General features: G+C 60.2%; 17 protein-coding genes, 1 tRNA gene and 1 pseudogene. 3 read left to right on the forward strand and 16 right to left on the reverse strand.

Features of this window, described 5'->3' with window-relative positions; all coding sequences use genetic code 11:
• Positions 1-2 precede the first annotated feature (2 nt).
• The 10 genes from HCF10_RS21270 to HCF10_RS21315 all read right to left on the reverse strand — a co-directional run bounded on the left by HCF10_RS21270 (position 3) and on the right by HCF10_RS21315 (position 11,049).
• Entirely contained in the window at positions 3-923 is a 921-nt protein-coding gene (locus HCF10_RS21270; protein ID WP_131698260.1) for a Fe(3+) dicitrate ABC transporter substrate-binding protein, read from the reverse strand.
• Between the two features lie 140 nt (positions 924-1,063).
• Positions 1,064-3,469, reverse strand: a complete 2,406-nt coding sequence (locus HCF10_RS21275) for a TonB-dependent receptor (protein ID WP_167656346.1) — start codon at positions 3,467-3,469, stop codon at positions 1,064-1,066.
• Between the two features lie 122 nt (positions 3,470-3,591).
• Entirely contained in the window at positions 3,592-5,202 is a 1,611-nt protein-coding gene (locus HCF10_RS21280; RefSeq protein WP_167656347.1) for a gamma-glutamyltransferase family protein, read from the reverse strand.
• A 22-nt stretch (positions 5,203-5,224) separates the two neighbouring features.
• Positions 5,225-6,004, reverse strand: coding sequence for an amino acid ABC transporter ATP-binding protein (locus HCF10_RS21285; RefSeq protein WP_092485926.1), 780 nt, complete (start codon positions 6,002-6,004; stop codon positions 5,225-5,227).
• A gap of 2 nt (positions 6,005-6,006) precedes the next feature.
• A complete protein-coding gene (locus tag HCF10_RS21290) occupies positions 6,007-6,783 on the reverse strand; it encodes an amino acid ABC transporter permease (protein ID WP_015884889.1) in 777 nt (258 codons plus the stop codon).
• 12 nt (positions 6,784-6,795) lie between these two features.
• Positions 6,796-7,602, reverse strand: coding sequence for an ABC transporter substrate-binding protein (locus tag HCF10_RS21295; protein WP_167656348.1), 807 nt, complete (start codon positions 7,600-7,602; stop codon positions 6,796-6,798).
• A 65-nt stretch (positions 7,603-7,667) separates the two neighbouring features.
• The gene (locus HCF10_RS21300) at positions 7,668-8,336 is read right to left on the reverse strand and encodes a GntR family transcriptional regulator (protein ID WP_167656349.1); all 669 of its coding nucleotides are present in this window, start codon (positions 8,334-8,336) and stop codon (positions 7,668-7,670) included.
• A 254-nt stretch (positions 8,337-8,590) separates the two neighbouring features.
• Positions 8,591-9,028 (reverse strand): hypothetical protein, encoded by a 438-nt coding sequence (locus HCF10_RS21305; protein ID WP_131698265.1) that lies wholly within the window; start codon positions 9,026-9,028, stop codon positions 8,591-8,593.
• 57 nt (positions 9,029-9,085) lie between these two features.
• The gene (locus HCF10_RS21310) at positions 9,086-10,369 is read right to left on the reverse strand and encodes a HAMP domain-containing sensor histidine kinase (protein WP_145336260.1); all 1,284 of its coding nucleotides are present in this window, start codon (positions 10,367-10,369) and stop codon (positions 9,086-9,088) included.
• The gene (locus HCF10_RS21315; RefSeq protein WP_131698267.1) at positions 10,366-11,049 is read right to left on the reverse strand and encodes a response regulator transcription factor; all 684 of its coding nucleotides are present in this window, start codon (positions 11,047-11,049) and stop codon (positions 10,366-10,368) included. Before HCF10_RS21315 ends, HCF10_RS21310 begins: the two co-directional genes overlap by 4 nt.
• 196 nt (positions 11,050-11,245) lie before the next feature.
• On the opposite strand from HCF10_RS21315, the gene bamA reads away from it, so the two are divergent.
• Both bamA and HCF10_RS21325 read left to right on the forward strand, forming a co-directional pair.
• Positions 11,246-13,612 (forward strand): outer membrane protein assembly factor BamA, encoded by a 2,367-nt coding sequence (gene bamA, locus HCF10_RS21320; protein WP_167656350.1) that lies wholly within the window; start codon positions 11,246-11,248, stop codon positions 13,610-13,612.
• A 164-nt stretch (positions 13,613-13,776) separates the two neighbouring features.
• Entirely contained in the window at positions 13,777-14,634 is an 858-nt protein-coding gene (locus HCF10_RS21325) for a lipopolysaccharide biosynthesis protein (protein ID WP_145336265.1), read from the forward strand.
• Positions 14,635-15,019: 385 nt separating this feature from the next.
• Here HCF10_RS21325 and HCF10_RS21330 read toward each other — a convergent pair.
• Positions 15,020-15,130: pseudogene (locus HCF10_RS21330) on the reverse strand (hypothetical protein); the annotation flags it as partial.
• 893 nt (positions 15,131-16,023) lie between these two features.
• Here HCF10_RS21330 and HCF10_RS21335 point away from each other — a divergent pair.
• Positions 16,024-17,580, forward strand: a complete 1,557-nt coding sequence (locus tag HCF10_RS21335) for a methyl-accepting chemotaxis protein (RefSeq protein WP_167656351.1) — start codon at positions 16,024-16,026, stop codon at positions 17,578-17,580.
• A gap of 216 nt (positions 17,581-17,796) precedes the next feature.
• Here HCF10_RS21335 and HCF10_RS21340 read toward each other — a convergent pair.
• The 5 genes from HCF10_RS21340 to pheS all read right to left on the reverse strand — a co-directional run bounded on the left by HCF10_RS21340 (position 17,797) and on the right by pheS (position 22,028).
• A tRNA-Pro gene (locus tag HCF10_RS21340) sits at positions 17,797-17,873 on the reverse strand.
• A gap of 90 nt (positions 17,874-17,963) precedes the next feature.
• Positions 17,964-18,320, reverse strand: coding sequence for a MerR family transcriptional regulator (locus tag HCF10_RS21345; RefSeq protein ID WP_003174972.1), 357 nt, complete (start codon positions 18,318-18,320; stop codon positions 17,964-17,966).
• Positions 18,301-18,603, reverse strand: coding sequence for an integration host factor subunit alpha (gene ihfA, locus HCF10_RS21350; RefSeq protein WP_002553164.1), 303 nt, complete (start codon positions 18,601-18,603; stop codon positions 18,301-18,303). Before ihfA ends, HCF10_RS21345 begins: the two co-directional genes overlap by 20 nt.
• Positions 18,604-18,606: 3 nt before the next feature.
• A complete protein-coding gene (gene pheT, locus HCF10_RS21355; protein ID WP_167656352.1) occupies positions 18,607-20,985 on the reverse strand; it encodes a phenylalanine--tRNA ligase subunit beta in 2,379 nt (792 codons plus the stop codon).
• A 26-nt stretch (positions 20,986-21,011) separates the two neighbouring features.
• Positions 21,012-22,028 carry a phenylalanine--tRNA ligase subunit alpha gene (gene pheS / locus HCF10_RS21360; protein WP_131700545.1) on the reverse strand — a complete coding sequence of 339 codons (1,017 nt, stop codon included), beginning with the start codon at positions 22,026-22,028 and terminating at the stop codon, positions 21,012-21,014.
• Between the last annotated feature and the right edge of the window lie 3 nt (positions 22,029-22,031).

The following is a 22,031-nucleotide window of genomic DNA, read 5'->3' on the forward strand; positions in this document are numbered from 1 at the left end:
GCTTATTGGCTCAGTACGGCTTTGCCGCCCTTGAGGATCGCCAAGGCGTCCTCGGCGATCTGCTCCGAGGCCAACACGCCACGGTTGCGCGCCCAGCTGTCACCGTCCACTTCGGCCACCTGCTGGTGACGCACCGCGCCCAGCACTTGCCACAGCGGCTGCTTGCTCCAGCTGTCGACGATGCTCGGGCGGCGATAATGGCCGACCAGCAGCCAACCCGGATCGAGGGCGAGCAGTTGTTCAAGGCTGACGAATTCGGTCGGGGCGGCGTTGGCGCGCACCGATGGCACTTTCAGGCCGATGGCTTGCAGCACGCTGCCGGCGTAGGAGTCGGGGCCGTGCACGGAAAAGCTGTCTTCACGGGCGACACCGAACAACACGCTGGCACCGGCGGGGATCTGCTGGGCGACTTTCTTCAGGTTTTCACGGTTCTGCGCGATGCGGGCTTCCATCTGCGGGCTTTTGCCCAAGGCCTTGCCGATCAGCTCGGCGGACTTGAGGCTGCCCTCGTAGTCCTCACCACGCGAGGGCAACAACAGGGTCGGCGCGATGCTTGCCAAGTCGCTGTACAGCGCCTGGTGGCGGTTGAGGTCGGCCACGATCAGGTCCGGCTTGAGCCGCGCGATTTCTTCGATGCTCGGCTGCGAACGCAGGCCCACGGATTTCCATTGGCCGATGGCCTGGCGCACACGCGGCAGCACGCGGGTGGCGTCGCCATCATCGGCGGCGCCGACGGGGGTCACGTCAACGGCAGCGAGGCTGTCGAGAAAAGAGAACTCCAGCACCACCACACGCTTGGGCGCATCGGGTAGATGCACCGCGTGCTGGCCGTCATTGAGGTCGATAGGGGCAGCGCTTAGCAGGCTGGAAGAGAACGCCAGCAGGCAGGCGGCAAGGGTGGGGATGGAGCGCAGCAATCGCATGGAGGTACCTCGGCGTTAAAACACCCCAACTGGACGGGCTGGGGAAAACGGCGGGTACTATTCCATATCGGTGCGGCGTGATCAAAAAACATTCTCATTTGTGGGAGGGGGCAAGCCCCCTCCCACATTTTTAACCGCGTCTAGAAGTCGACGGTGGCAGACAGCAGGTAGGTACGTGGGGTCGACAAGGTCAGCCCCGGCTCGCTGTCATCCGACGCGCCGGCCGAACTCCAGTAGCGCTTGTCGGCGACGTTCTCCACGTTCGCCCGCAGGGTGATGTGCTTGTCATCGACCTTGAAGGCGTAGCGGGCGCCCACGTCGATGCGGTTCCAGGCGTCGATTTCCTTGACGTTGGACTGGTCCAGGTATTGGGAACTGGAGTGGATGCCTCGGCTGGTCAGGGTCAGGCCTTCGAGGGTCGGTACATCCCACTCGGCCCCGAGATTGACGTTGTACTTGGGCGTGGCCGGCGCGCGGTTGCCGTCCCAGGCGCCATTGGTGGTGTCCTTCAATTTGCTGTCGATGTACATCACACCGCCGAGCAAACGCACGCCCTTGAGCGGTTCGCCGAATACGCTCAGCTCCGCACCGGTGTTCTGGCGCTTGCCATTGGGGCCGAACAGCCGCGACGTGGCGTTGGTCTCGTAGGCCGGTTGCTTGATGCGGAACACGGCGGCGGTGACGGCGAAGGCACCGGCATCGTACTTGGCGCCCACTTCCACCTGGCGGCTGATAAACGGCGGGAAGATCTGGTCTTCGTTGCGCGACGTGGACGGTGCGATCTTGCCCTGGCTCAACCCTTCCATGTAGTTGGCGTACAGCGACAGCTTGTCGGTGGCCTTGAACAGCAGGCCACCCGAAGGCGAGATCTTTTCTTCGTCGTAGTTGGTCTTGCCTTTGATGCCGTCGCTCCAATCGTCCACGATCACTCGCTGCCAGCGCGCACCGAGGGTGAGCAACAGGCGGTCATCGAAGAAGCCCAGGGTGTCGGACAAGGCCACGCCGCTGAATGTGTTCTCGGTGTACACCTTCGCATCCTGGCGTGTGGCCACAGACGGCGTCGGGGTTTGCACGGGGTTATAGAGACTGCTCGATGCGTTGGCATAACGCGCACCGCCGTTGGTGAAGTCCATATAGAAGTAGCTGGCGGCCAGGTTGACCTCATGGCTCACCGGCCCGGTGTGGAACCAGTTACGCACGCCGGCCGTGGCGGTGCGGACGTTTTCATCGCGGGTGAAATCCCGTGGCGATACGGTGAACGCGCCCGCTGCGTTGCTGACCGACACCGCATGGCGCAGGAACTCGTGGTTACTTTTACGCGCGCCGACACCGCCGTAGAGCATCACCGAATCGCTGAGGTCATATTCGGCGTTCACCGTACCGAAAGTGTCCTTGGTGCGCGCCTTGCTCCAGGACTGCGCGTAGTTGCGGCGTACATCGTTGGCGCTGGGCACCGGCGCCGCAGCGGCGACTTGCACACGTTCCTGCGGCGCATCGGTATCGCGCTCGGTGCGGCCGATATCGGTGGAAAGGCGCAGGCGCTCGCCACGAAAATCCAGGCCCAGCACGGCCATCTCACGGTCGACGCTCTGGTGGTCCCATTCGGTATCGCCGGACTGCTTCACGCCGTTGAAGCGCAGGCCGAATTTGTTGTCCTCACCAAAGCGCCGCCCCACATCCACGGCGCCACCGGCCTGGCTGTCGGAGGCCCAGGTGCCGGTGAACGAGGTGATGTCCTTGTCGGTGGCACGCTTGGGCACCACGTTGATCCCGCCGCCCACGCTGCCGCGCGGCGAGATGCCGTTGATCAACTGGGTGGGGCCTTTGAAGATGTCGACGCGGTCGGCCATTTCCATGTCGATGGTGTAGGTCGGCAGCACGCCGTACAGGCCGTTGTAAGACACATCACTGTTGAACAGGCTGAAACCGCGAATGGTGAACTGTTCATAACGCCCGCCGGCCGGGTTGGTGGCGCGTACCGACGGGTCGCTGGCGATCAGGTCGCCGAGGGTGCGCGCCTGCTGGTTTTTCACCGCGTCCTGGGTGTAGGTGGTCATGCTGAACGGCGTTTCCATGAAGTCACGGGTGCCCAGCAGGCCTTGCGAACCACGTCGCGCCACCTGGCCACCGGCGTAGGTGTCGCCGTCGTACAGGCCAGTGGTGCCGAGGATGGACGTGGGCGCCAGCTCCAGGCTGCCGCCCTCCGGCACCGGCACCAGCATGTAAGCCTGCTCCCCCATGGGCTGCAACTGCAGGCCGGAGCCTTGCAACAGGCGGGCAAAGCCCTCTTCCACGCCGTATTCGCCGGATAAACCGCTGCTGCTGCGCCCGCTGACCAGCGCCGGGTCCACCGACAGGTTGACCCCCGACAGCCCGGCAAAACGGGTCAACGCCGCACTCAGGCTACCGGCAGGTACTTGGTAGCTGCGGCGCGCGGCGCTGTCTTCGGCATAGCTGACGGGGACGAACAACGGGCTGGCGCTGAGGCTCAGCATCAGGCTCAGTTTGAGCAACGGGCGCAAGCGCAAGGGTTGGACTGCGGGCATTGGAAGAAGCTCTCGATTTTGTTCACTTGCCTGTAATGACAGGCGAGGTGAAAAAAGGGGACAGGCTTCAACCAACTTTTTTCAAAATGGCAGGGCAATGGCGGCGCCATGCCCTGCTTTGGCTACCATACCGCGATATGGGAATCCGCACGCGGTTCGGTGCCGCCGCACAGCACGCCGCTGACCGGGTCGCGCAGGATGATCTGCCCACGGCCGTAGTCAGTGAGGTCGCTGGCGATCTGCACCTGGTGACCACGCCGGGCCAGGGCATTGGCCAGGTCGCGGGAGGCGCCCTGCTCGATGCCGACCTTCATGTCGCCCAGCCATTGCCAGCGCGGCGCATCCAGTGCGGCCTGGGGGTTGAGGCCGAAGTCCACCAGGTTCATCACCATCTGTACGTGGCCCTGGGGCTGCATGTAGCCGCCCATCACGCCGAACGGGCCAAGGGCCTGGCCGTCCTTGGTGAGGAAACCGGGGATGATGGTGTGGAAGGTCTTCTTGCCTGCCGCCAGGCAGTTGGCGTGGGTTGGGTCGAGGCTGAATTCCTGTCCACGGTTCTGCAGCGCAATGCCGCTGTCGGGCAACACCACGCCGGAGCCGAAGCCGTGATAGTTGCTCTGGATGAACGAGACCATATTGCCTTCGGCGTCCGCCGTGGCCAGGTATACCGTGCCGCTGGCGTGCGGGTCACCGGGCTTGGGCGCCTGGGCCTGCTCGCCGATCTGGCTGCGACGGCGGGTGCTGTAGTCGTCGCTGAGCAGGTCGGCCACTGCCATGCGCATATGCAGCGGGTCGGTGATGTAGTGCAGGCCGTCGCTGTAGGCGAGCTTCATGGCCTCGAGCTGGCGGTGCCAGGTCTGTTGGCTGTCGCGGTGATCGAAGGTGAAGCCTTCGAGGATGTTCAGCGCCATCAGCGCCACCAGGCCCTGGCCGCTCGGAGGGATTTCCCAGACGTCGACACCGCGATAATTGATGTGGATGGGGTCCACCCACTGTGCGCGGTAGTCCTTGAGATCACTGGCGCGCAGGTATCCGCCGGTGGCCCGTGAGTGGGCGTCCAGGCGTGCGGCCAGGTCACCGCGATACAGGCTTTCGCAACGGCTGGCGGCCAGTTCTTCCAGGGTGCGCGCCTGGGCCGGGTTGCGGAAAATCTCGCCCGCTTGGGGTGCGCGCCCATCGATGAGGAACGTGTCGAACCAGGCTTGCAGCACTTCATCGCGGTGCGGGCTGAATTCGTTCAAGGATATCTGCCATTGGTGGGCAACCACCGGTGACAGCGGGAAACCCTCGCGGGCCAGGCGGATGGCAGGTTGCAGCAACTCGTCAAACGCCAGCTTGCCGAAGCGTTGCGACAGCTCCGCCCAGGCCGATGGGCAGCCGGGCACGGTCACCGGGGTCCAGCCGTACAGCGGCATCCGGTCGTGCCCGGCAGCCTTGACCGCCTCGACACTCAAGGCGCCCGGCGCATGGCCGTTGCCGTTCAGGCCATGCAACTGGCCCTTGCACCACACCAGGGCAAACGCATCGCCGCCCAGGCCGCAGCCGGTGGGCTCCACCACCGTGAGCGCGGCCGCCGTGGCGATGGCCGCGTCGATGGCGTTGCCGCCCTTTTGCATGATCTCGATACCGGCCTGGGCGGCCAGGGGCTGGGACGCCGCGACCATGCCACGGCGGGCAAATACGCTCTGGCGCTGCGACGGATAGGGATACTCGTGAGCAGAAAATTTCAACATGGCAAAGGCTCTTCAAAAAAAGTCATAACACACGGCTGAGAAACGCCCGGGTACGGGGATGACTGGGGTGGCTGAAGATCTGTTCCGGCGGCCCTTGTTCGATGAGTTCGCCCTGGTCGAGTACCACCACGCGGTCCGCCACTTCCCGGGCAAAGCCCATTTCATGGGTGACCACCACCATGGTCATGCCCTCCTCGGCCAGCTCTTTCATCACCTGCAGCACTTCACCGACGGTTTCCGGGTCGAGGGCGCTGGTGGGTTCGTCGAACAGCATGGCCTGGGGTTTCATGGCCAGGGCGCGGGCGATGGCGACCCGTTGCTGCTGGCCGCCGGAGAGCATCGATGGGTAATGGCTGGCCTTGTCCGCCAGGCCGACCCGCGCCAACAGGCCACGGGCCTGTTCCAGTGCTTCGGCACGTGGCGTGCCGAGGACCTGGATCGGTGCTTCGATGATGTTTTCCAGCGCCGTCATGTGCGGGAACAGGTTGAAACGCTGGAACACCATGCCGATGTCGCGGCGCTGGCGGGCGATGTTGCGCTCCGAGTCGCGTACCAGGCTGCCGTCGCTGCGCTCGCGGTAGCCCATGGCGCGGCCGTTGACGCGGATGCGACCGCCCTGGATGTCTTCCAGCAAATTGATGCAGCGGATAAAGGTGGTCTTGCCCGAGCCCGAGGCGCCGATCAGCACCACCACTTCGCCGCGTCGTACTTGCAACGAGATGCCCTTGAGAATCTGCAGCGCGCCGAACGACTTGTGGATATCCAGCGCTTCGATGATCAGTTCGTCACTTTGGTGCGCCATGGTTATCGTCCCCTCAGCAGTTTCAGGGTGCTGCGCCCGAACATGCGACTGGCTGCCGGTGGTGGCGCGGAAGGCCGGTCGGATTGGCTGAAGCGGGTTTCGAGCCAGCGCTGGAAAAAGCCCCAGAGGGTGGTCAGCGTCAGGAAGTACAAGGCAACCACCAGGTACAGCTCGAACACCCGGAAGGTGGCCGAGGTGATCATCTGGGTGCTGAGCAGCAGTTCCTGCACACCGATCACGCTGACCAGGGTGGTGTTCTTGAGCATCACGTTGAACTCATTACCCAGCGGCGGCACGATCACCCGGAACGCCTGGGGCAGCACGATGCGTCGCATCAACTTGGCGAAGCCCATGCCCAGGGAGCGCCCGGCTTCATATTGGCCCTTGTCCACCGCACCGATACCGGCACGGATGATCTCGGCCATGTAGGCACCTTCGTTGAGGCCCAGGGCAATGATCGCCGCCTGGATATTGCCGGGGACGATCAAACCGAACAGCTCGATATCCTCAAAGCGGAAAATCCCGCCCGCCGCCAGCGCCGTGTACAGAAACACGATCTGCACCAGCAGCGGCGTACCGCGCATCAGCCACACATAAAAACGCACCGGCAGATGCAACAGCGGGTTCTTCGACAAGCGCAACAACGCCGCCGCCAGCCCCAGCGCGCAGCCCAACAGCATCGCCAGTACGCTGATCAGGCACGTCAGCCACAGCCCCGTGAGGTAAACCCCACTAGGCTGCAGCAGGTACTGCCAGAACACATCCCAATTGAAATTCATTGTTGTAGAACCTCAGTCGAGTGTGTCGCTGCTGACATGCCATTTGTTCAGCAACTGCACATAGCTGCCATCACTGCGCATGTCGCTGATCACCTGCTGCACGGCGGCGGTCAGTTGCGGGTCGTCCTTGCGTATGCCCAGGCCGGTGAGGATGCGGCTGAACGCCGGCACGCCCTCCTGGAACAAGTCCGGGGCCATTGCTGCGTAGTAGCCGGCGGTTTCCACGGTGGTGCCGTAGGCGTCGACCTGGCTGATACGCAGGGCCTGGAAGGCATCGGTGTCGGTGTTGTAGACCACCAGTTTCATCGGGGGCTTGCCGGCCTTGGCCAGGCTTTCATTGTGGGTATCGAGCAGGGTCTTGATGGTGGAGCCGTTGAGCACCGCGACCTTGTGTGCGGACAGGTCATCCAGCGCCTTGATGCCCTTGGGGTTGCCCTTGGGCACCACCACCGACTGGCTGGAATACATGTAGTTGACGATGTCGATCACCTGGCGCCGCTCGGGTTTGTCGAACAGCTGGTCGACGATCATGTCGCACTGCTGGGCGAGCAACGCCGGCACCAGCCCAGAGAACGGAATCACCCGCCATTGCACCTGCTTGTCGCCCAGGCGCCTGGCGATTTCCAGGCCCAGGTCGACGGTGAGCCCTCGGGGTTTCTGGGCTTCGTCGAAGGACACCAGAGGCGGGGAATCCATCCCCGAGCAATAGACAAGTTTGTCGACTTTTTGCAGACGATCCGGCACTTGAGGCGCAGCAAAGGCCCCTTGTGCGCAGAGACCGAAGGAGACAGCCACCAGCAAGGCGCGGCATTTATGCATGACCAGACACTCCAGTTCGTTGAATAACGGGGCAGGGCTCAACGTCAAAACACAGCGGGTGTTTCTTATTGTTCGGTTTGCAGGAACTGGATCAGTGCCGGCACGGTGCCTTCGATGTGTTCGCGTACCACTGCTTCGGCACGGGCGGCGTCACCGGCACGAATCGCGTCGAGGATCACCGCGTGTTCCTGGCGGGCGCTGAGGGGTTTTTCACCGTGCTGCAGCCACAGGCGCATGGGTGCCTCGACCAGGGAGTACAACGCCGAAATCTGTTTCATCAGGCGCGGGCGGCCGCTAAGGCTGCATAGGTATTCATGGAACGCGCGATGGCGGCTGACCCAGGCGGCGCTCTCATCGCGGTAGTCGTCCATCGCGTCGAGCATGCGCTCCAGGGCCGCGAGTTGACGCTCACCGATACGGCCGACGGCCACGCGCATCGCCAGGCCTTCGAGGGCGCTGCGCATCTCGAACACTTCGTGCAGCTCATCGATATCCAAACCGCTGACGATCGCGCCACGGTTGGGTCGCAGGGTCACCAGGCCCTGGGCGTCCAGGCGGCGGAAAGCTTCACGCACCGGCATGCGGCTCATGCCGATCTCGCTGGCGATGTCTTCGGCGATCAGCCGGTCACCCTTGCGGTAGCGACCGCTGCAAATGGCATCAAGCAGAAAGTTGTAGGCCTCCTCCTCGGCAGTGAGGGGCTGGCGGTCAACGTAAGCGGAAGCGAATTGCATCGGCAGCACCTTTTGAATTTTTGTATCCAATTATCCACGAATACAAAAAGCAGGATGCGTGCCAACGGCTTCGGAGAGGAGCCAAGTGATTGATTCAGATCGGATAGAAGGGAAAAAGCTGGCGCTGGCGTTGAAAAGTCGCGTGGGAATTTGCTACCCAATGGCGCAGAAGACGCCCCATTGGTGGGCGGAAGTACCCAGCGGGACGTGGGCGAGATGCTTTTGCTTGAGGCGAATGCAGCCCACCGTTGGCGTTATGGCTCGGCCGAATAGATGACGGTTTGCGCGCTGTTTTCGGCAACCGCTCGGCGGGTGAAATAGGTGTCGCCTTCGTCGGTGAGGATCTCGTAGTCGGCCTTACGGGCCGGGCTGGCGTGTTTGATGATTTTCAGCACGCGCTGGAACTTCACGCTTTGCGTGCCGTTCTGGTTAGGCCCGGTGAGCACATTGACGCTTTGAAACCAGCCGGCGTGCTGCTTGTTACTCACCAACGTGTGGGTCATCGCCTCGAAACGTTCCAACCGCGTGAAGCCCCACAGGGTCTGTTCCTCGACCGTGGCGCCCGGGGTAGCGGCGCCGGTAAACACAAACAGATTGATCGCCGGGCTGTCTTCGCAAAAGAAGTCGTAAGGGACCAGGCCGTCGACCATTTTCCTGCCGGGCACAAAGCCCTTTTTATGCACCTGAAACATCGCCACCTCCACTCAATCAAGGGTGACAAGTCTAATGAGGCGCGACGTACAGGGCGGTCAAGCCAATGTAATGTCGTGTAAAGATCGCGCACTGTGCAGGGTGATCTCCACCGTCAGCCCACCGCCCGGCTCGTTGCGCGCGAGGATGTTGCCACCGTGCATTTGCACGGCCCTCGCAGCAATGGCCAGCCCCAGGCCAAACCCCACGCTGGCGTCGCCCACTCCACGCTCGAACGGCTGGAAAATGCTGCGCAGCCGGTCATTGTGGACGCCCGGTCCTTGGTCGGTGATCTGCACCGTGAGGCGGTTCGCGTCAGGGTTGACCTGCGCCGACACGCCCACGGTGGTGTCCGGCCGGGTGTAGCGCACGGCATTGCGGATCACGTTCTCGAAGCAGCGGTACAACAACTCACCGCTGACGCAGGCGATAAACGGCGGGCACGCCTGCAGGTGCACGCGACAGCCTTTGATGCCCGCTTCGAACTGGGCATCGTCGACGATCATCGCCAGCAATTCGACGATATCCACGGGCTCGCGCTCAATACTTTCCGGGCGGCCCTGCAGGCGCGCCAGGGTCAGCAACGCTTCGATCAGGGTGTCCATGCGCTCGGATTCACGCTCGATGCGTTCGAGCATTTCCAGGCGAGCGGCGTCCTGGCGCAACAGGCCGATGGCCGCCTGCATGCGCGTCAGCGGGGAACGCAGTTCATGGGAGATGTCGTGCAGCAGCTGTTGCTGGGCCTCCACCAGCACCTTCAACTGGTTGGCCATGCGGTCGCAGTCTTCCGCCAGGTCGACGATTTCGTCGCGACGCTTGCCCATGGCGGGCTTGACCCGGGTTTCGAAGCGTCCCTGGGCCGCATCGCCCATGGCGCGCTTCAGGTAAGCCAGGGGCCAGGCCAGGTAATAGGCCATGTAGCCGCTGAACAGCGCACTCATCAACGTGCCGATGATCAGCGGGATCTGGTGCCAGGGCCGGTCGGGCGGGTTACCGGGTGCGTGGGTCGACCTGATCGAAAGCGCCAGGCCTTCCTTGCTGACGACCGCTCGCTCATAGACCGGCTGCGCCACGGGCCCACCTATCAGCAATTGACCGGCACTGTTGTAGACGCCGATGGCCTCATCCGCCGGGCGCTCCCACACCGCCAGGAGCTGGCCGCCCGCCTCGACACCGAATTGTTGCAGCAGCTTGTCTTCGGCCGCCAACATGGCTTCAACATGCGGGTCATTCGGCTGGAAACGGCCCAGTTCAAGCACGCCGACGCCCACCAGGAAGGTCAAGGTGGTCGCCAGCCAGAAGGCCAGGAACAGTTTCCAGAACAGCAGGCTGGGCCGGGTCATTCGGCAATCAACAAGTAGCCGAGGCCACGTACGCTCTGGATCCAGGCCTTGGTGTCCGGGCGCGGCCCGAGTTTTTGCCGGATGCTGCTGATATGCACGTCAATGCGCCGGTCGTAGCGGGTCAGCGGGCAACCGAGGGCATTGAGTGAGAGGTCCTTTTTACTCACCACCTGGCCGGCGCTGCGGGCCAGCTCTTCCAGCAGGCTGAACTCGGTGCTGGTCACGCCCAGCTCGAGGCCGTTCCACAGCGCTTGGCGCTTGCCGGGCCACAACACCAGCGCGCCGGTCGTGATCACTTCGGTGGTCGGCTGGCCCATCGGCTGCACCCTGCGCATGATGGCGCGCAGGCGCGCGACCAGTTCACCGGGGGAGCTGGGCTTGGGCACGTAATCATCGGCGCCGAGTTCCAGGCCGGTGATGCGGTCGATGTTGTCGCCACGGGCGGTGAGCAGCACTACCGGCACCTGGCTGACGACGCGGATGCGCCGGAGCACCTCGATGCCCGAGCGCTGGGGCAGCATGACATCCAGCACCACAATGTTGTAGCGCCCCGACAGCGCCTCCACCTCGCCCTCCTCCCCCGTGTGCACAGCCGTGGCCTCAAAGCCTTCGCGCGCGAGGTATTGGCTCAGCATGTCAGTCAATTCCTGGTCGTCGTCGACCAACAGTACGCGGATCATCTCGGGCTCGTCAGTGGGGGGGTGCGCATTATCGGCCCGGCATCGGTATCCCAGGCCAAACTTTACCTAACTTGACATTCGGTTAACCGCACCAAACGCCCCTCGCTCGTATGCTGGATGTTCACCAGTCTGGCCGCGCGGCGAGTTGTCCATGCGTGCCGGCGCTGCTTGTCGATGTGTTCTGGAAAAGATCTTGATGAATTTTTCGCGCCTGCTCTGCTCGGTTGCGCTGCTGCTCAATGCCTCACTGGCACTCGCCCAAGGCTTCAAAATCTCGGATATTCGAATCAACGGCCTGCAACGGGTCTCTGCGGGCAGCGTGTTCGGGGCGTTACCCCTGAACGTCGGCGACGAAGCGGATGACCGGCGCCTGGTGGACTCGACCCGCGCGCTGTTCAAGACCGGTTACTTCCAGGACATCCAACTGAGCCGCGAAGGCGATGTGTTGATCATCAATGTAGTCGAGCGTCCTTCGATTGCCAGTATCGAGTTCGAGGGCAACAAGGCGATTGCCACCGATGACCTGATGAAAGGCATGAAGCAATCGGGCCTTGCCGAGGGCGAAATTTTCCAGCGCGCCACCCTGGAAGGGATACGCAACGAGTTGCAGCGCCAGTACGTTGCCCAGGGCCGATACTCGGCGTCGGTCGACGCGCAGGTGGTGGCTCAGCCGCGTAACCGTGTGGGCTTGAAAATCAAGATCGATGAAGGTGAAGTGGCGTCGATCCAGCACATCAACGTGGTGGGCAACACGGTGTTCCCCGACGATGCCCTGATCGACCAGTTCACCCTCAAGACCAGCAACTGGCTGTCGTTTTTCAAGAACGACGACAAATACGCACGGGAGAAGCTGTCGGGGGACCTTGAACGCTTGCGTTCCTATTACCTGGACCGTGGCTATATCAACATGGATATCACCTCGACCCAGGTCTCGATGACGCCGGACAAAAAGCACGTCTACATCACCGTGAACATCCAGGAAGGCCAGAAATACACGGTGCGCGAGGTGAAGCTCAGTGGTGAGCTGAAAGTCCCGCAGGACCAGGTCCAGTCCTTGCTGCTGGTGCAGAAGGGCCAGGTGTTCTCACGCAAACTGATGACCACCACCTCGGAGCTGATTACCCGCCGCCTGGGCAATGAAGGCTACACGTTCGCCAACGTCAACGGCGTGCCGCAGGCCCACGATGAAGACCACACGGTTGACGTCACGTTCTCCGTCGACCCCGGCAAGCGGGCCTACGTCAATCGCATCAATTTCCGCGGCAATACCAAGACCGACGACAAGGTGCTGCGGCGGGAAATGCGCCAGATGGAAGGTGGCTGGGCGTCGACCTATCTGATCGACCAGTCCAAGGTGCGCCTGGAGCGCCTGGGGTTCTTCAAGGATGTGAACGTCGAGACACCTGCGGTGGCGGGCATCGACGACCAGCTGGATGTGAACTACGCCGTGGAAGAACAGGCGTCCGGTTCGATTACCGCCAGTGTCGGCTTTGCCGAGAGTTCGGGGCTGATCCTCGGCGGCTCGATCACCCAGAACAACTTCCTCGGCACCGGCAACTACGCCAGCCTGGGACTGACCCGCTCGTCCTACCAGAGCAAGTACAACATCGGTTTCACCGATCCCTACTTCACCACCGACGGGGTGAGCCTGGGTTACAACGCGTTCTACAGCAATACCGACTACAACAAGTACTACGATGACGGGGTGTCCTATTACGCCATCAATAGTTTTGGCCTGGGCGCCACCCTCGGTTACCCGATCAATGAAACCTCGCGCTTAAACTTTGGCCTGACCGTACAACACGACAGCATCGAACCGGGCACCTACAGCGCCGACGAGATCTACGACTTTATCGAGCGCGAAGGCAAGGAGTTCACCAACTTCAAGGCCAACCTTGGCTGGTCGGAGTCGACCTTGAACAAAGGCGTGCTGGCGACTCGCGGGCATTCGCAAAACCTCAACCTGATGGTGACGGTGCCCGGCAGCGACCTGAGTTTCTACAAAATCGACTACACGGGGCAGACGTTCCTGCCTGTCAGCAACAACACATCACTGCGCTTTCACACCAAGCTCGGCTACGGCAGCGGCTATGGTTCCACAGACGGGCTGCCCTTCTATGAAACCTACACCGCCGGCGGCGAAGGCACGGTGCGCGGCTTTGAAAGCGGCACTCTCGGCCCGCGCAACACCCCGGCTACCGGTGCCTACGCCAGTGCCGGGCAGGCGTACTACTCGGATCGGGACACCGAGTCGCTGGGCGGCAATATCCTGATTACCGGCGGCGCGGAATACCTGTTCCCGGTGCCCTTCATCAAAGACAACAAATCCGTGCGCACCTCATTGTTCTGGGACGTGGGGACGGTGTATTCGGACAAGTGCTACCTCAGCACGACACAGGGCTGCGGCAGCGTGGACCTGGGCCAGATGGCCAGTTCGGTGGGGGTTGGAGTGACCTGGTACAGCCCGCTGGGACCGCTGAGTGTGAATTTGGCCTATCCGATTCGCACGCCGGAGAACGCGGACAAACAAGTGTTTCAGTTCTCCATGGGGCAGACGTTCTGAAGGTTGTTGCGTGTTGATGCGTTTCCCCTTCTGGGAAAGGCCCTACACAGATACCGAACGTCTGGTGAAGCCGCGGTTAGGTATTCTTTTTTATAAAGGAACTCTGCTGTCGAGCCCTGGTCGGCTGATGTATGTATTTTCCTTTCACTACGCGGATAGATCGGATGAAACAGACGCCCTTCGTCGAGGCCAAGCCTGTTGCCGACAAAAAGCTGGCTGTGTTTGCACCCGTGTCAGCGCCGTGGCGTTCAAGCGTACCCTCACTGACCCTGCACGATTTTGCTGCCTGTCGGAATGCCGAGTCAGGTGCGGTTTTTATTATTGCTTCCGGCCCGTCAGCCAAATCATTTCCCCTCGAAAAATTTGCACACGTCCCCATGATTACCATGAATGGGGCGATTTCGATGTTTATGAATACCGACATCAAACCGAGTTTTTACGCCTGCACGGACAGAAGCTTTTCCACACAACAGCCGGATTTATTCAACTACGCCATGGCGGTCAGCCAAAGGGTCGCGCTATGGGAAGACCATGCGCGATCATCCCGCGTTCCTCCAACCGGGGAGTTCTACCCGTTATCCAAGGCTACAAAACCGTCGTGGCTCGATGTGGCGCTCGGGAGACAAAAAGAGTTGGTAACCGATCACTCCTTGATCACCTTTCGGAAACGGCCGATCGGGTTCAGCAAGGACATGAGCCAGGGCTTTTTTGATGCTCGAACCGTGGCCTACCTGGCGATACAGCTGGCATTTCACGTCGGGTTCTCCAAGGTTTTTCTGGTTGGAGTCGACCTGAACGAAAACTCGGGAAGGTTTTACGAAACGAAAGACTCCATAAACTCTCCCTGCGGGCTCGACCAGCACTATGACACCCGCATACTTCCGTCGTTTGAGTTGATGTCCAAGAAAGTCATGGGGGATGACTTCATGGTTTACAACTTATCCGATATTTCGAAAATTCCGGACAGCGTCATTGCGCGTGTAACCGTTGCGCAAGTGGAAGCGATGCTCCAAAAGCCATGAAGCAAGGGAGGTTGATGATTAGGAGCTGCCTTGAGTGTCGCCGGAATAGAACTCGACATTGCCACAGTCAATTATCCACGGTTGACGCGAGCCCTTAGCGACTGGCGCCCTTTCACATACCTTTCACAGTCGAGCGTCTAGGGTTAACCCAGCTCCTGGTGAACATCCCTTTAAGCCCGCACTCCCCATCGCGGGCTTTTCTTTGCCTGGGATTTAATCGTGTAAAACCAAGTCAATGCCGGGCCTCCAAATGACATTTGTATGACGGCGACGCCCTTGATGACGTACTGACGTTTCATCGGTCAAACAGGCTCCTTTCAAAGCGCCTCGGCCCAGCCGCGCAGCACGAACTTCTGGATCTTGCCCGTCGAGGTTTCCGGCAACGGGTGGCTTCGGGATTCTTCAGGTAGCCCTTCATTACTGTGTTGCCGCGCATGAGGATTTCACCAACGCTGACCCCGTCGCAAGGCACCGGTTCCGGGGTCTGCTGATCGGCGGCAGCCTGTGGTTTGATACTGCACTGGAAAAATGCCGCTGCCGTTGATCTAACTTACAGCTAAGACCGTACTAACGCAGCGGCACGTTATTGAATGCAGATTTAATTAAGACTCAACTTATCGGCTGAACCGAATCATCTATTTAATCCGTGAAATACACTACAACTCGTGAGCGACATTATAAGCAGGGTGAATACCCGCACAAAAAAGCTATGAACCTTACTGTTTCACCGCGTTAGCCATTAGTCGAATACTGCCTCCCGCGAGCAGGGCCTTATAGTGCGCAGCCTAACCCCCCCTATTGAAATAGTTTTGAGTATTTTTAATGTCCCTCAAGCCCCCCACACCGAATGCACTTGCGATTAATGAGGAGCTATTGCATTTAATACAAGCAACCGCTAACGCCCAAACGGCCTGGATGACAACCGTCAACCATTTGGAAGCAGCCTGTGATGACGTCTGGCTCGCGCGCATGTGGGAAGTCGAGAACCTGGAAAACCAATACAGGGCCTGCCAGGACCATTTGTTTTCCTACCTAAAAAAAACCATAAACCTTTAAATACCTGGTGACTGCCTCCTGTCTTTCGATAGTTAGCCGCAAACATTCTGGCCAGCCAGAACTCGGTCCTTCTGGATATTCGACTAAAGCACAAGACAACATTGTGGGTCTCAGAAAACCAACTTAGTTTACTAACCACCATCCCCGCCAACGCCTGAAAAACATAAGGCTGTATCCTTTCAGTAACACTACAGCCCATGAACACCACCTGGCTATATTTTTTCACACAAGGTCCAAGTTGAGGTGTGGAACATGCTGAAAATTAAAGCACTGGAGGTCTTGGTCGACACTCAGGGGATCAATAATCAACCTGCGTTATTTTCGGGAGTCTGTATGTTTGGCTGGATCAGCAATATCCGAGTCAGTGCTAAATTAAGTTGGGGGTTCGGCCTGGTGCTGGGGCTTGCGCTCTTGCTGGCCGCGACCGGCTGGTACGCCGTTGTGACACTGACCGAGCGCGGGCTTAAGGTTGAAAAAATTGCGCAGATCAGCAACTACACCAAAGACTTGCGAATCATCCGTTTGCGCATCGGTACCAACGCTCCAGCGGATGCCTATCAACCCTTGCAACAAACCCTGGATCAACTTGCAGCCCATCTGCACAGTATCCGGGAACTGTTTATCGAGCCGATGGATGAAGACCTGATCCAGCAGCAGGAAGATGCGGTCAACGAGTACGGAAAACGCCTGCACGACCTGTCCACGCCTGACATTGACCAGGCGGCGCTATTTAAACGGATGGGGCAGTTGGGTGACCTGTTACTCGACACCACGCAAACCCTCATTCAATCGCAAAATACCAAACGCGATGCCGATGCCGCCTCTGCCAAGACGCTGCTGGGACTCGTCGCGGCCCTGGCACTGTTGCTGGGTACACTCGCCGCCTGGGTCATCACCCGCCAAATCGTGAACCCACTGCAACACACGCTCCAGGCAGTGAACCGCATTGCCCAGGGTGATTTGACCGAGCCTGTAAAGGTCGACCGGCGTGACGAGTTGGGCCAACTGCAATCAGGCCTTGCGCAGATGATGCACAACCTTCATGAGCTGATTGACGGTATTCGCTCCGGTGTTATCCAGGTGGCCAGCGCGGCCGAGCAGTTGTCGGCAGTCACCGAGCACACGAATTCCGGCATCAGCAATCAAAAAGCCGAAACGGATCATGTGGCCACCGCGATGAACGAGATGACCACCACTGTTCACAACGTCGCACGCAATGCTGAAGAAGCCTCTGCGGCCGCGTCCAGCGCGGATCAACAAGCCTGCGAGGGGGAGGAAATCGTGGGTGAGGCGATTGCGCAGATCCAACGCCTGGCGGCAGAACTCAACCAGTCGGCCGAAGCGGTGCGCCATCTCCAGGAACAAAGCGACAAGATCGGCGGCGTACTGGATGTAATCAAAGCCGTCGCCCAGCAAACCAACCTGCTGGCGCTGAACGCGGCCATCGAAGCGGCCCGCGCCGGAGAGGCTGGCCGTGGCTTCGCAGTGGTGGCAGACGAAGTCCGCAGCCTCGCACTGCGTACCCAGCGCTCCACTGAAGAAATTGAAAGCCTGGTCGCCGGGGTACAGAGCGGCACCCACGCCGTGGCCTCAGGCATGGAAAGCAGCCGGGTACTGAGCGAAAGCAGCGTGGAATGCACCCATCGGGCGGTCAATGCGCTGGAGAACATCACGGGCAAGGTCTCAATCATTCAGTCAATGAATCAGCAGATTGCCACGGCAGCGGAACAGCAAAGCGCCGTCACCGAGGAGATCAATCGCAGCGTGATCAACGTTCGCAACATCTCCGACCAGACGGCCAACACCTGCGAAGAAACCGCAGCGTCGAGTAACGAGCTGGCGCGCTTGGGGCATGAATTGGAGCGGTTGGTGGAGCGGTTTAAGGTTTAAGGGGCGCAAGGGCGGCTGCCGGTTTACGGTAGCCGTTCGCCCATTAGCTTCAAGAATAGTCTCCAACGGGCAACCCCATAAATCCTTCTAACTGGTTAGCTCAGTCGGAACCGGCTAACAATTACACTAAGATATGTAGCTTTCGCGGGTTTTGCGCAGGCACAAAAAAGCCGATCTATCTGATCGGCTTAAGAGTCTGATTTTACTCAGGAATAATGGTCGGGACGGAGTGATTCGAACACTCGACCCCTAGCACCCCATGCTAGTGCGCTACCGGACTGCGCTACGCCCCGACTAGGCGTGTTACTGGATTCGCTTCGTAACGAAGCGATCAGGAATATACCGCAAGCTTTTGAAATGTGGAAGTATTTTAAAAGCCTGAATCATTTTTTCAAAACCACCAGCACATCTTCCAGTTCGGAGATCATCTGGCGGATCAGTTGCTTGTACTGGGTGGTGTCGTCTTTGGCCTCATCACCGGACATACGCTGGCGCGCGCCGCTGATGGTGAACCCCTGATCGTACAGCAATGCACGGATCTGTCGGATCATCAGCACATCCTGGCGCTGATAATACCGACGGTTCCCGGTGCGTTTGACGGGGTTGAGTTGAGGAAACTCCTGCTCCCAATAGCGCAATACGTGCGGTTTTACCGCACAAAGTTCGCTGACTTCACCTATGGTGAAGTAGCGTTTGCCTGGGATGACGGGTAGCTCGTCGTTATGACTTGGTTCCAGCATAAGCCTCAACTCGGGCCTTCAACTTCTGCCCTGGACGAAAGGTGACCACACGGCGAGCCGTGATCGGGATTTCTTCTCCCGTTTTTGGATTGCGGCCAGGCCGCTGGCGTTTGTCCCGCAGGTCAAAGTTGCCGAAACCGGACAATTTGACCTGTTCGTTGTCTTCCAGAGCGTGCCTGATCTCTTCAAAAAACAGCTCGACCAATTCCTTGGCCTCGCGCTTGTTCAGACCCAACTCTTCGTACAGACGTTCCGCCATCTCAGCTTTCGTCAAAGCCCCCATACGTCACTTCCTTAACGTGGCGTTCAACCTTTGTTCGAGCGAGGTGAGGATATTTTGTGTCGTGGTATTCACCTCATCGTCATTAAGAGTGCGCGATGGATGCTGCCAGGTCAAGCCAACTGCAAGGCTTTTTCTATGCGGATCAATGCCTTTACCCTGATAGACGTCAAATAGCCTGAGGTCTGTCAGCCATTCCCCTGCATTTTCACGGATTACATCCAGAACGGCAGTGGCGGCGACTTCACGATCGGCGATCAGGGCCAGGTCGCGACGCACTTCAGGGAAGCGCGACAACTCGCTGAATTTAGGCATCTTGCCCGAGGCCACTTCGGCCAGGACCAGCTCGAAGACGAAGACCGGGCGGTCGAGCCCAAGGGTTTTCGACAGCTCTGGGTGGATGGCGCCGACGAAGCCCACCAGGCGACCGTCACGTTCGATACGCGCAGTCTGGCCAGGGTGCAACGCCGGGTGGTTGCCTGGCACAAATTTGAAGTCGTCCAGCGCACCGGCAAAGCCCAGTACCGCTTCCACGTCAGCTTTAACGTCGAAGAAGTCCACGGCATCACGGCCTTGCGCCCAGCCTTCCGGCAAGCGGCTGCCGCAAACAACACCGGCCAGCATTGGCTCTTGCTTCAGGCCGTCGAGTTGACCGACAAACCGCAGGCCGCTTTCGAACATGCGCACGCGGTCTTGCTGACGGTTCAGGTTATGGGAAAGGGCTTTCACCAGGCCTGGCCACAGGGACGAACGCATGGCGGCCATGTCGTTGGAGATCGGGTTGGCCAGCAGCAGCGGTTCGACGCCCGGGTTGAACAGCTCGAACTGCTTGGGATCGATGAAGCTGTAGGTCACCGCTTCCTGATAGCCACGGGCAACCAGCAGACGGCGCAGCTCAGGCAAATGCGCACGCGCTTCTGCCTTGGGTTGCGGTGCCAGGCGCGCTTGCGGGTAACGAACCGGCAAGCGGTTGTAGCCGTACAGGCGAGCCAGTTCTTCGATCAGATCGACTTCCAGGCTGATATCGAAGCGATGGCTTGGCACTTCAACATGCCACTGCCCTTCCCCACCCGCAGAAATGTTCAACCCGAGGGCCGACAACAATTGCTCGATTTCAGCCGGAGCGATGACCAGGCCGAGCATTTGTTCGACGCTTTTGGCGCGCAGGGTGATCGGCGCAACAGACGGCAGATACTGCTCGCTGACGGTTTCAGTGATCGGGCCGGCTTCGCCACCGGTGATTTCCAGCAGCAGGCCAGTGGCGCGCTCCATGGCTTCACGGGCGAGCTTCCAGTCCACACCACGCTCATAGCGGTGCGAAGCATCAGTGTGCAGGCCGTAGGAGCGGGCCTTGCCAGCGATGGCAATCTGGTCGAAAAAGGCGCTTTCAAGAAATACATCGCGCGTAGTTGCAGACACACCGCTGTGCTCGCCTCCCATCACACCGGCAATCGCCAGGGCGCGGGAGTGGTCAGCGATCACCAGGGTGTCGGCGCGCAGGCTGACTTCCTGGCCGTCGAGCAGAACCAGCTTCTCGCCTTCTTCGGCCATACGCACGCGGATGCCGCCATTGATTTCAGCGAGATCGAAAGCATGCAGCGGTTGGCCCAGTTCAAGCATCACGTAGTTGGTGATATCGACGGCAGCGTCGATGCTGCGCACGTCGGCACGACGCAGGCGCTCAACCATCCACAGCGGGGTTGACTTGGACAGGTCAACGTTGCGGATCACGCGCCCCAGGTAACGTGGGCAGGCGTTTGGCGCCAGCACTTCGATCGGACGCACTTCATCGTGCACCGCAGCCACTGCAGCAACCACTGGACGAGTCACTGGAGCGTTGTACAGCGCACCTACTTCACGGGCCAGGCCAGCCAGGGACAAGCAATCGCCACGGTTCGGAGTCAGGTCGACCTCGATGCTGGCGTCTTCCAGTTCCAGATAGACGCGAATGTCCTGCCCCACTGGCGCATCGCCCGGCAGCTCCATCAGGCCATCGTTGCCCTCGCCTACTTGCAACTCCGCCTGGGAGCACAGCATGCCGTTGGACTCGACCCCACGCAGCTTGGCCTTCTTGATCTTGAAGTCGCCCGGCAGTTCGGCGCCGATCATGGCGAACGGGATCTTCAGGCCCGGGCGCACGTTAGGCGCTCCGCACACGACCTGGAACGTTTGCGCGCCATTGCTGACCTGGCACACACGTAATTTGTCGGCATCGGGGTGTTGCTCGGTGCTCAACACCTCACCCACGACCACGCCACTGAAAACACCGGCGGCCGGCGTAACGCTATCGACCTCAAGACCGGCCATCGACAGACGCGCAACCAGCGCATCGCGGTCTACCTGCGGGCTTACCCAGCCACGCAGCCATTGTTCACTGAATTTCATCCTGCTCTCCTAAAGATTCGTTACGACTAGCGAAATTGCGCGAGGAACCGCAAGTCGTTGTCGAAGAACAGACGCAAGTCGTTCACGCCGTAACGCAGCATGGCCAGACGCTCAACGCCCATGCCGAAGGCAAAGCCCGAGAACTCTTCCGGATCGATCCCGGACATGCGCAGCACGTTGGGGTGAACCATGCCGCAGCCCATCACTTCCAGCCAGCCAGTCTGTTTGCAGACGCGGCAGCCTTTACCGCTGCACATCACGCATTCCATGTCGACTTCTGCGGACGGCTCGGTGAACGGGAAGAACGATGGACGGAAACGCACCGCCAACTCTTTCTCGAAGAACACCCGCAGGAACTCTTCGATGGTGCCCTTGAGGTCGGCGAAGTTGATGTCGCGATCAATCAGCAGGCCTTCGACCTGATGGAACATCGGCGAGTGGGTGATATCGGAGTCGCTGCGGTACACACGGCCTGGGCAGACAATGCGGATCGGCGGCTTGTTCGCTTCCATGGTGCGGACCTGTACCGGAGAGGTATGCGTGCGCAACAGCATGTTTGCGTTGAAATAGAAGGTGTCGTGCATCGACCGGGCCGGGTGATGGCCTGGGATGTTGAGCGCCTCGAAGTTGTGATAATCGTCTTCGACCTCAGGGCCTTCGGCAATGCCGTAGCCGATGTGGGTGAAGAACTGCTCGATACGTTCCAGAGTCCGGGTGATCGGATGCAGACCGCCCGAGGCCTGGCCACGGCCAGGCAAGGTCACATCAATGGACTCGGCGGCGAGCTTGGCCGCAAGATCGGCCTCCTCGAGCGACGCCTTGCGCGCATTGAGCACCTCTGTGACACGCTCCTTGGCGACGTTGATCAGCGCACCGACTTGCGGGCGCTCTTCAGCCGGCAAATTCCCCAGGGTCTTCATCACCTGAGTCAATTCACCCTTTTTGCCAAGGTAGTGAACCCGGATTTGCTCCAGGGCATTGATATCTTCAGCGCTTTGCACAGCCTCAAGAGCTTGAGCGACGAGCGCGTCCAGGTTTTCCATGTA

Origin of the sequence: Pseudomonas sp. B14(2022) (genome assembly GCF_012030485.1) — a bacterium.
Taxonomy (GTDB): domain Bacteria; phylum Pseudomonadota; class Gammaproteobacteria; order Pseudomonadales; family Pseudomonadaceae; genus Aquipseudomonas.

Excerpts from the sequence above, each read along its gene's own strand:
- HCF10_RS21270 (WP_131698260.1), bottom strand. The coding sequence starts at position 923 with ATGCGATTGCTGCGCTCCATCCCCACCCTTGCCGCCTGCCTGCTGGCG.
- HCF10_RS21275 (WP_167656346.1), bottom strand. The coding sequence starts at position 3,469 with ATGCCCGCAGTCCAACCCTTGCGCTTGCGCCCGTTGCTCAAACTGAGC.
- HCF10_RS21280 (WP_167656347.1), bottom strand. The coding sequence starts at position 5,202 with ATGTTGAAATTTTCTGCTCACGAGTATCCCTATCCGTCGCAGCGCCAG.
- HCF10_RS21285 (WP_092485926.1), bottom strand. The coding sequence starts at position 6,004 with ATGGCGCACCAAAGTGACGAACTGATCATCGAAGCGCTGGATATCCAC.
- HCF10_RS21290 (WP_015884889.1), bottom strand. The coding sequence starts at position 6,783 with ATGAATTTCAATTGGGATGTGTTCTGGCAGTACCTGCTGCAGCCTAGT.
- HCF10_RS21295 (WP_167656348.1), bottom strand. The coding sequence starts at position 7,602 with ATGCATAAATGCCGCGCCTTGCTGGTGGCTGTCTCCTTCGGTCTCTGC.
- HCF10_RS21300 (WP_167656349.1), bottom strand. The coding sequence starts at position 8,336 with ATGCAATTCGCTTCCGCTTACGTTGACCGCCAGCCCCTCACTGCCGAG.
- HCF10_RS21305 (WP_131698265.1), bottom strand. The coding sequence starts at position 9,028 with ATGTTTCAGGTGCATAAAAAGGGCTTTGTGCCCGGCAGGAAAATGGTC.
- HCF10_RS21310 (WP_145336260.1), bottom strand. The coding sequence starts at position 10,369 with ATGACCCGGCCCAGCCTGCTGTTCTGGAAACTGTTCCTGGCCTTCTGG.
- HCF10_RS21315 (WP_131698267.1), bottom strand. The coding sequence starts at position 11,049 with ATGATCCGCGTACTGTTGGTCGACGACGACCAGGAATTGACTGACATG.
- bamA (WP_167656350.1), top strand. The coding sequence starts at position 11,246 with ATGAATTTTTCGCGCCTGCTCTGCTCGGTTGCGCTGCTGCTCAATGCC.
- HCF10_RS21325 (WP_145336265.1), top strand. The coding sequence starts at position 13,777 with ATGAAACAGACGCCCTTCGTCGAGGCCAAGCCTGTTGCCGACAAAAAG.
- HCF10_RS21335 (WP_167656351.1), top strand. The coding sequence starts at position 16,024 with ATGTTTGGCTGGATCAGCAATATCCGAGTCAGTGCTAAATTAAGTTGG.
- HCF10_RS21345 (WP_003174972.1), bottom strand. The coding sequence starts at position 18,320 with ATGCTGGAACCAAGTCATAACGACGAGCTACCCGTCATCCCAGGCAAA.
- ihfA (WP_002553164.1), bottom strand. The coding sequence starts at position 18,603 with ATGGGGGCTTTGACGAAAGCTGAGATGGCGGAACGTCTGTACGAAGAG.
- pheT (WP_167656352.1), bottom strand. The coding sequence starts at position 20,985 with ATGAAATTCAGTGAACAATGGCTGCGTGGCTGGGTAAGCCCGCAGGTA.
- pheS (WP_131700545.1), bottom strand. The coding sequence starts at position 22,028 with ATGGAAAACCTGGACGCGCTCGTCGCTCAAGCTCTTGAGGCTGTGCAA.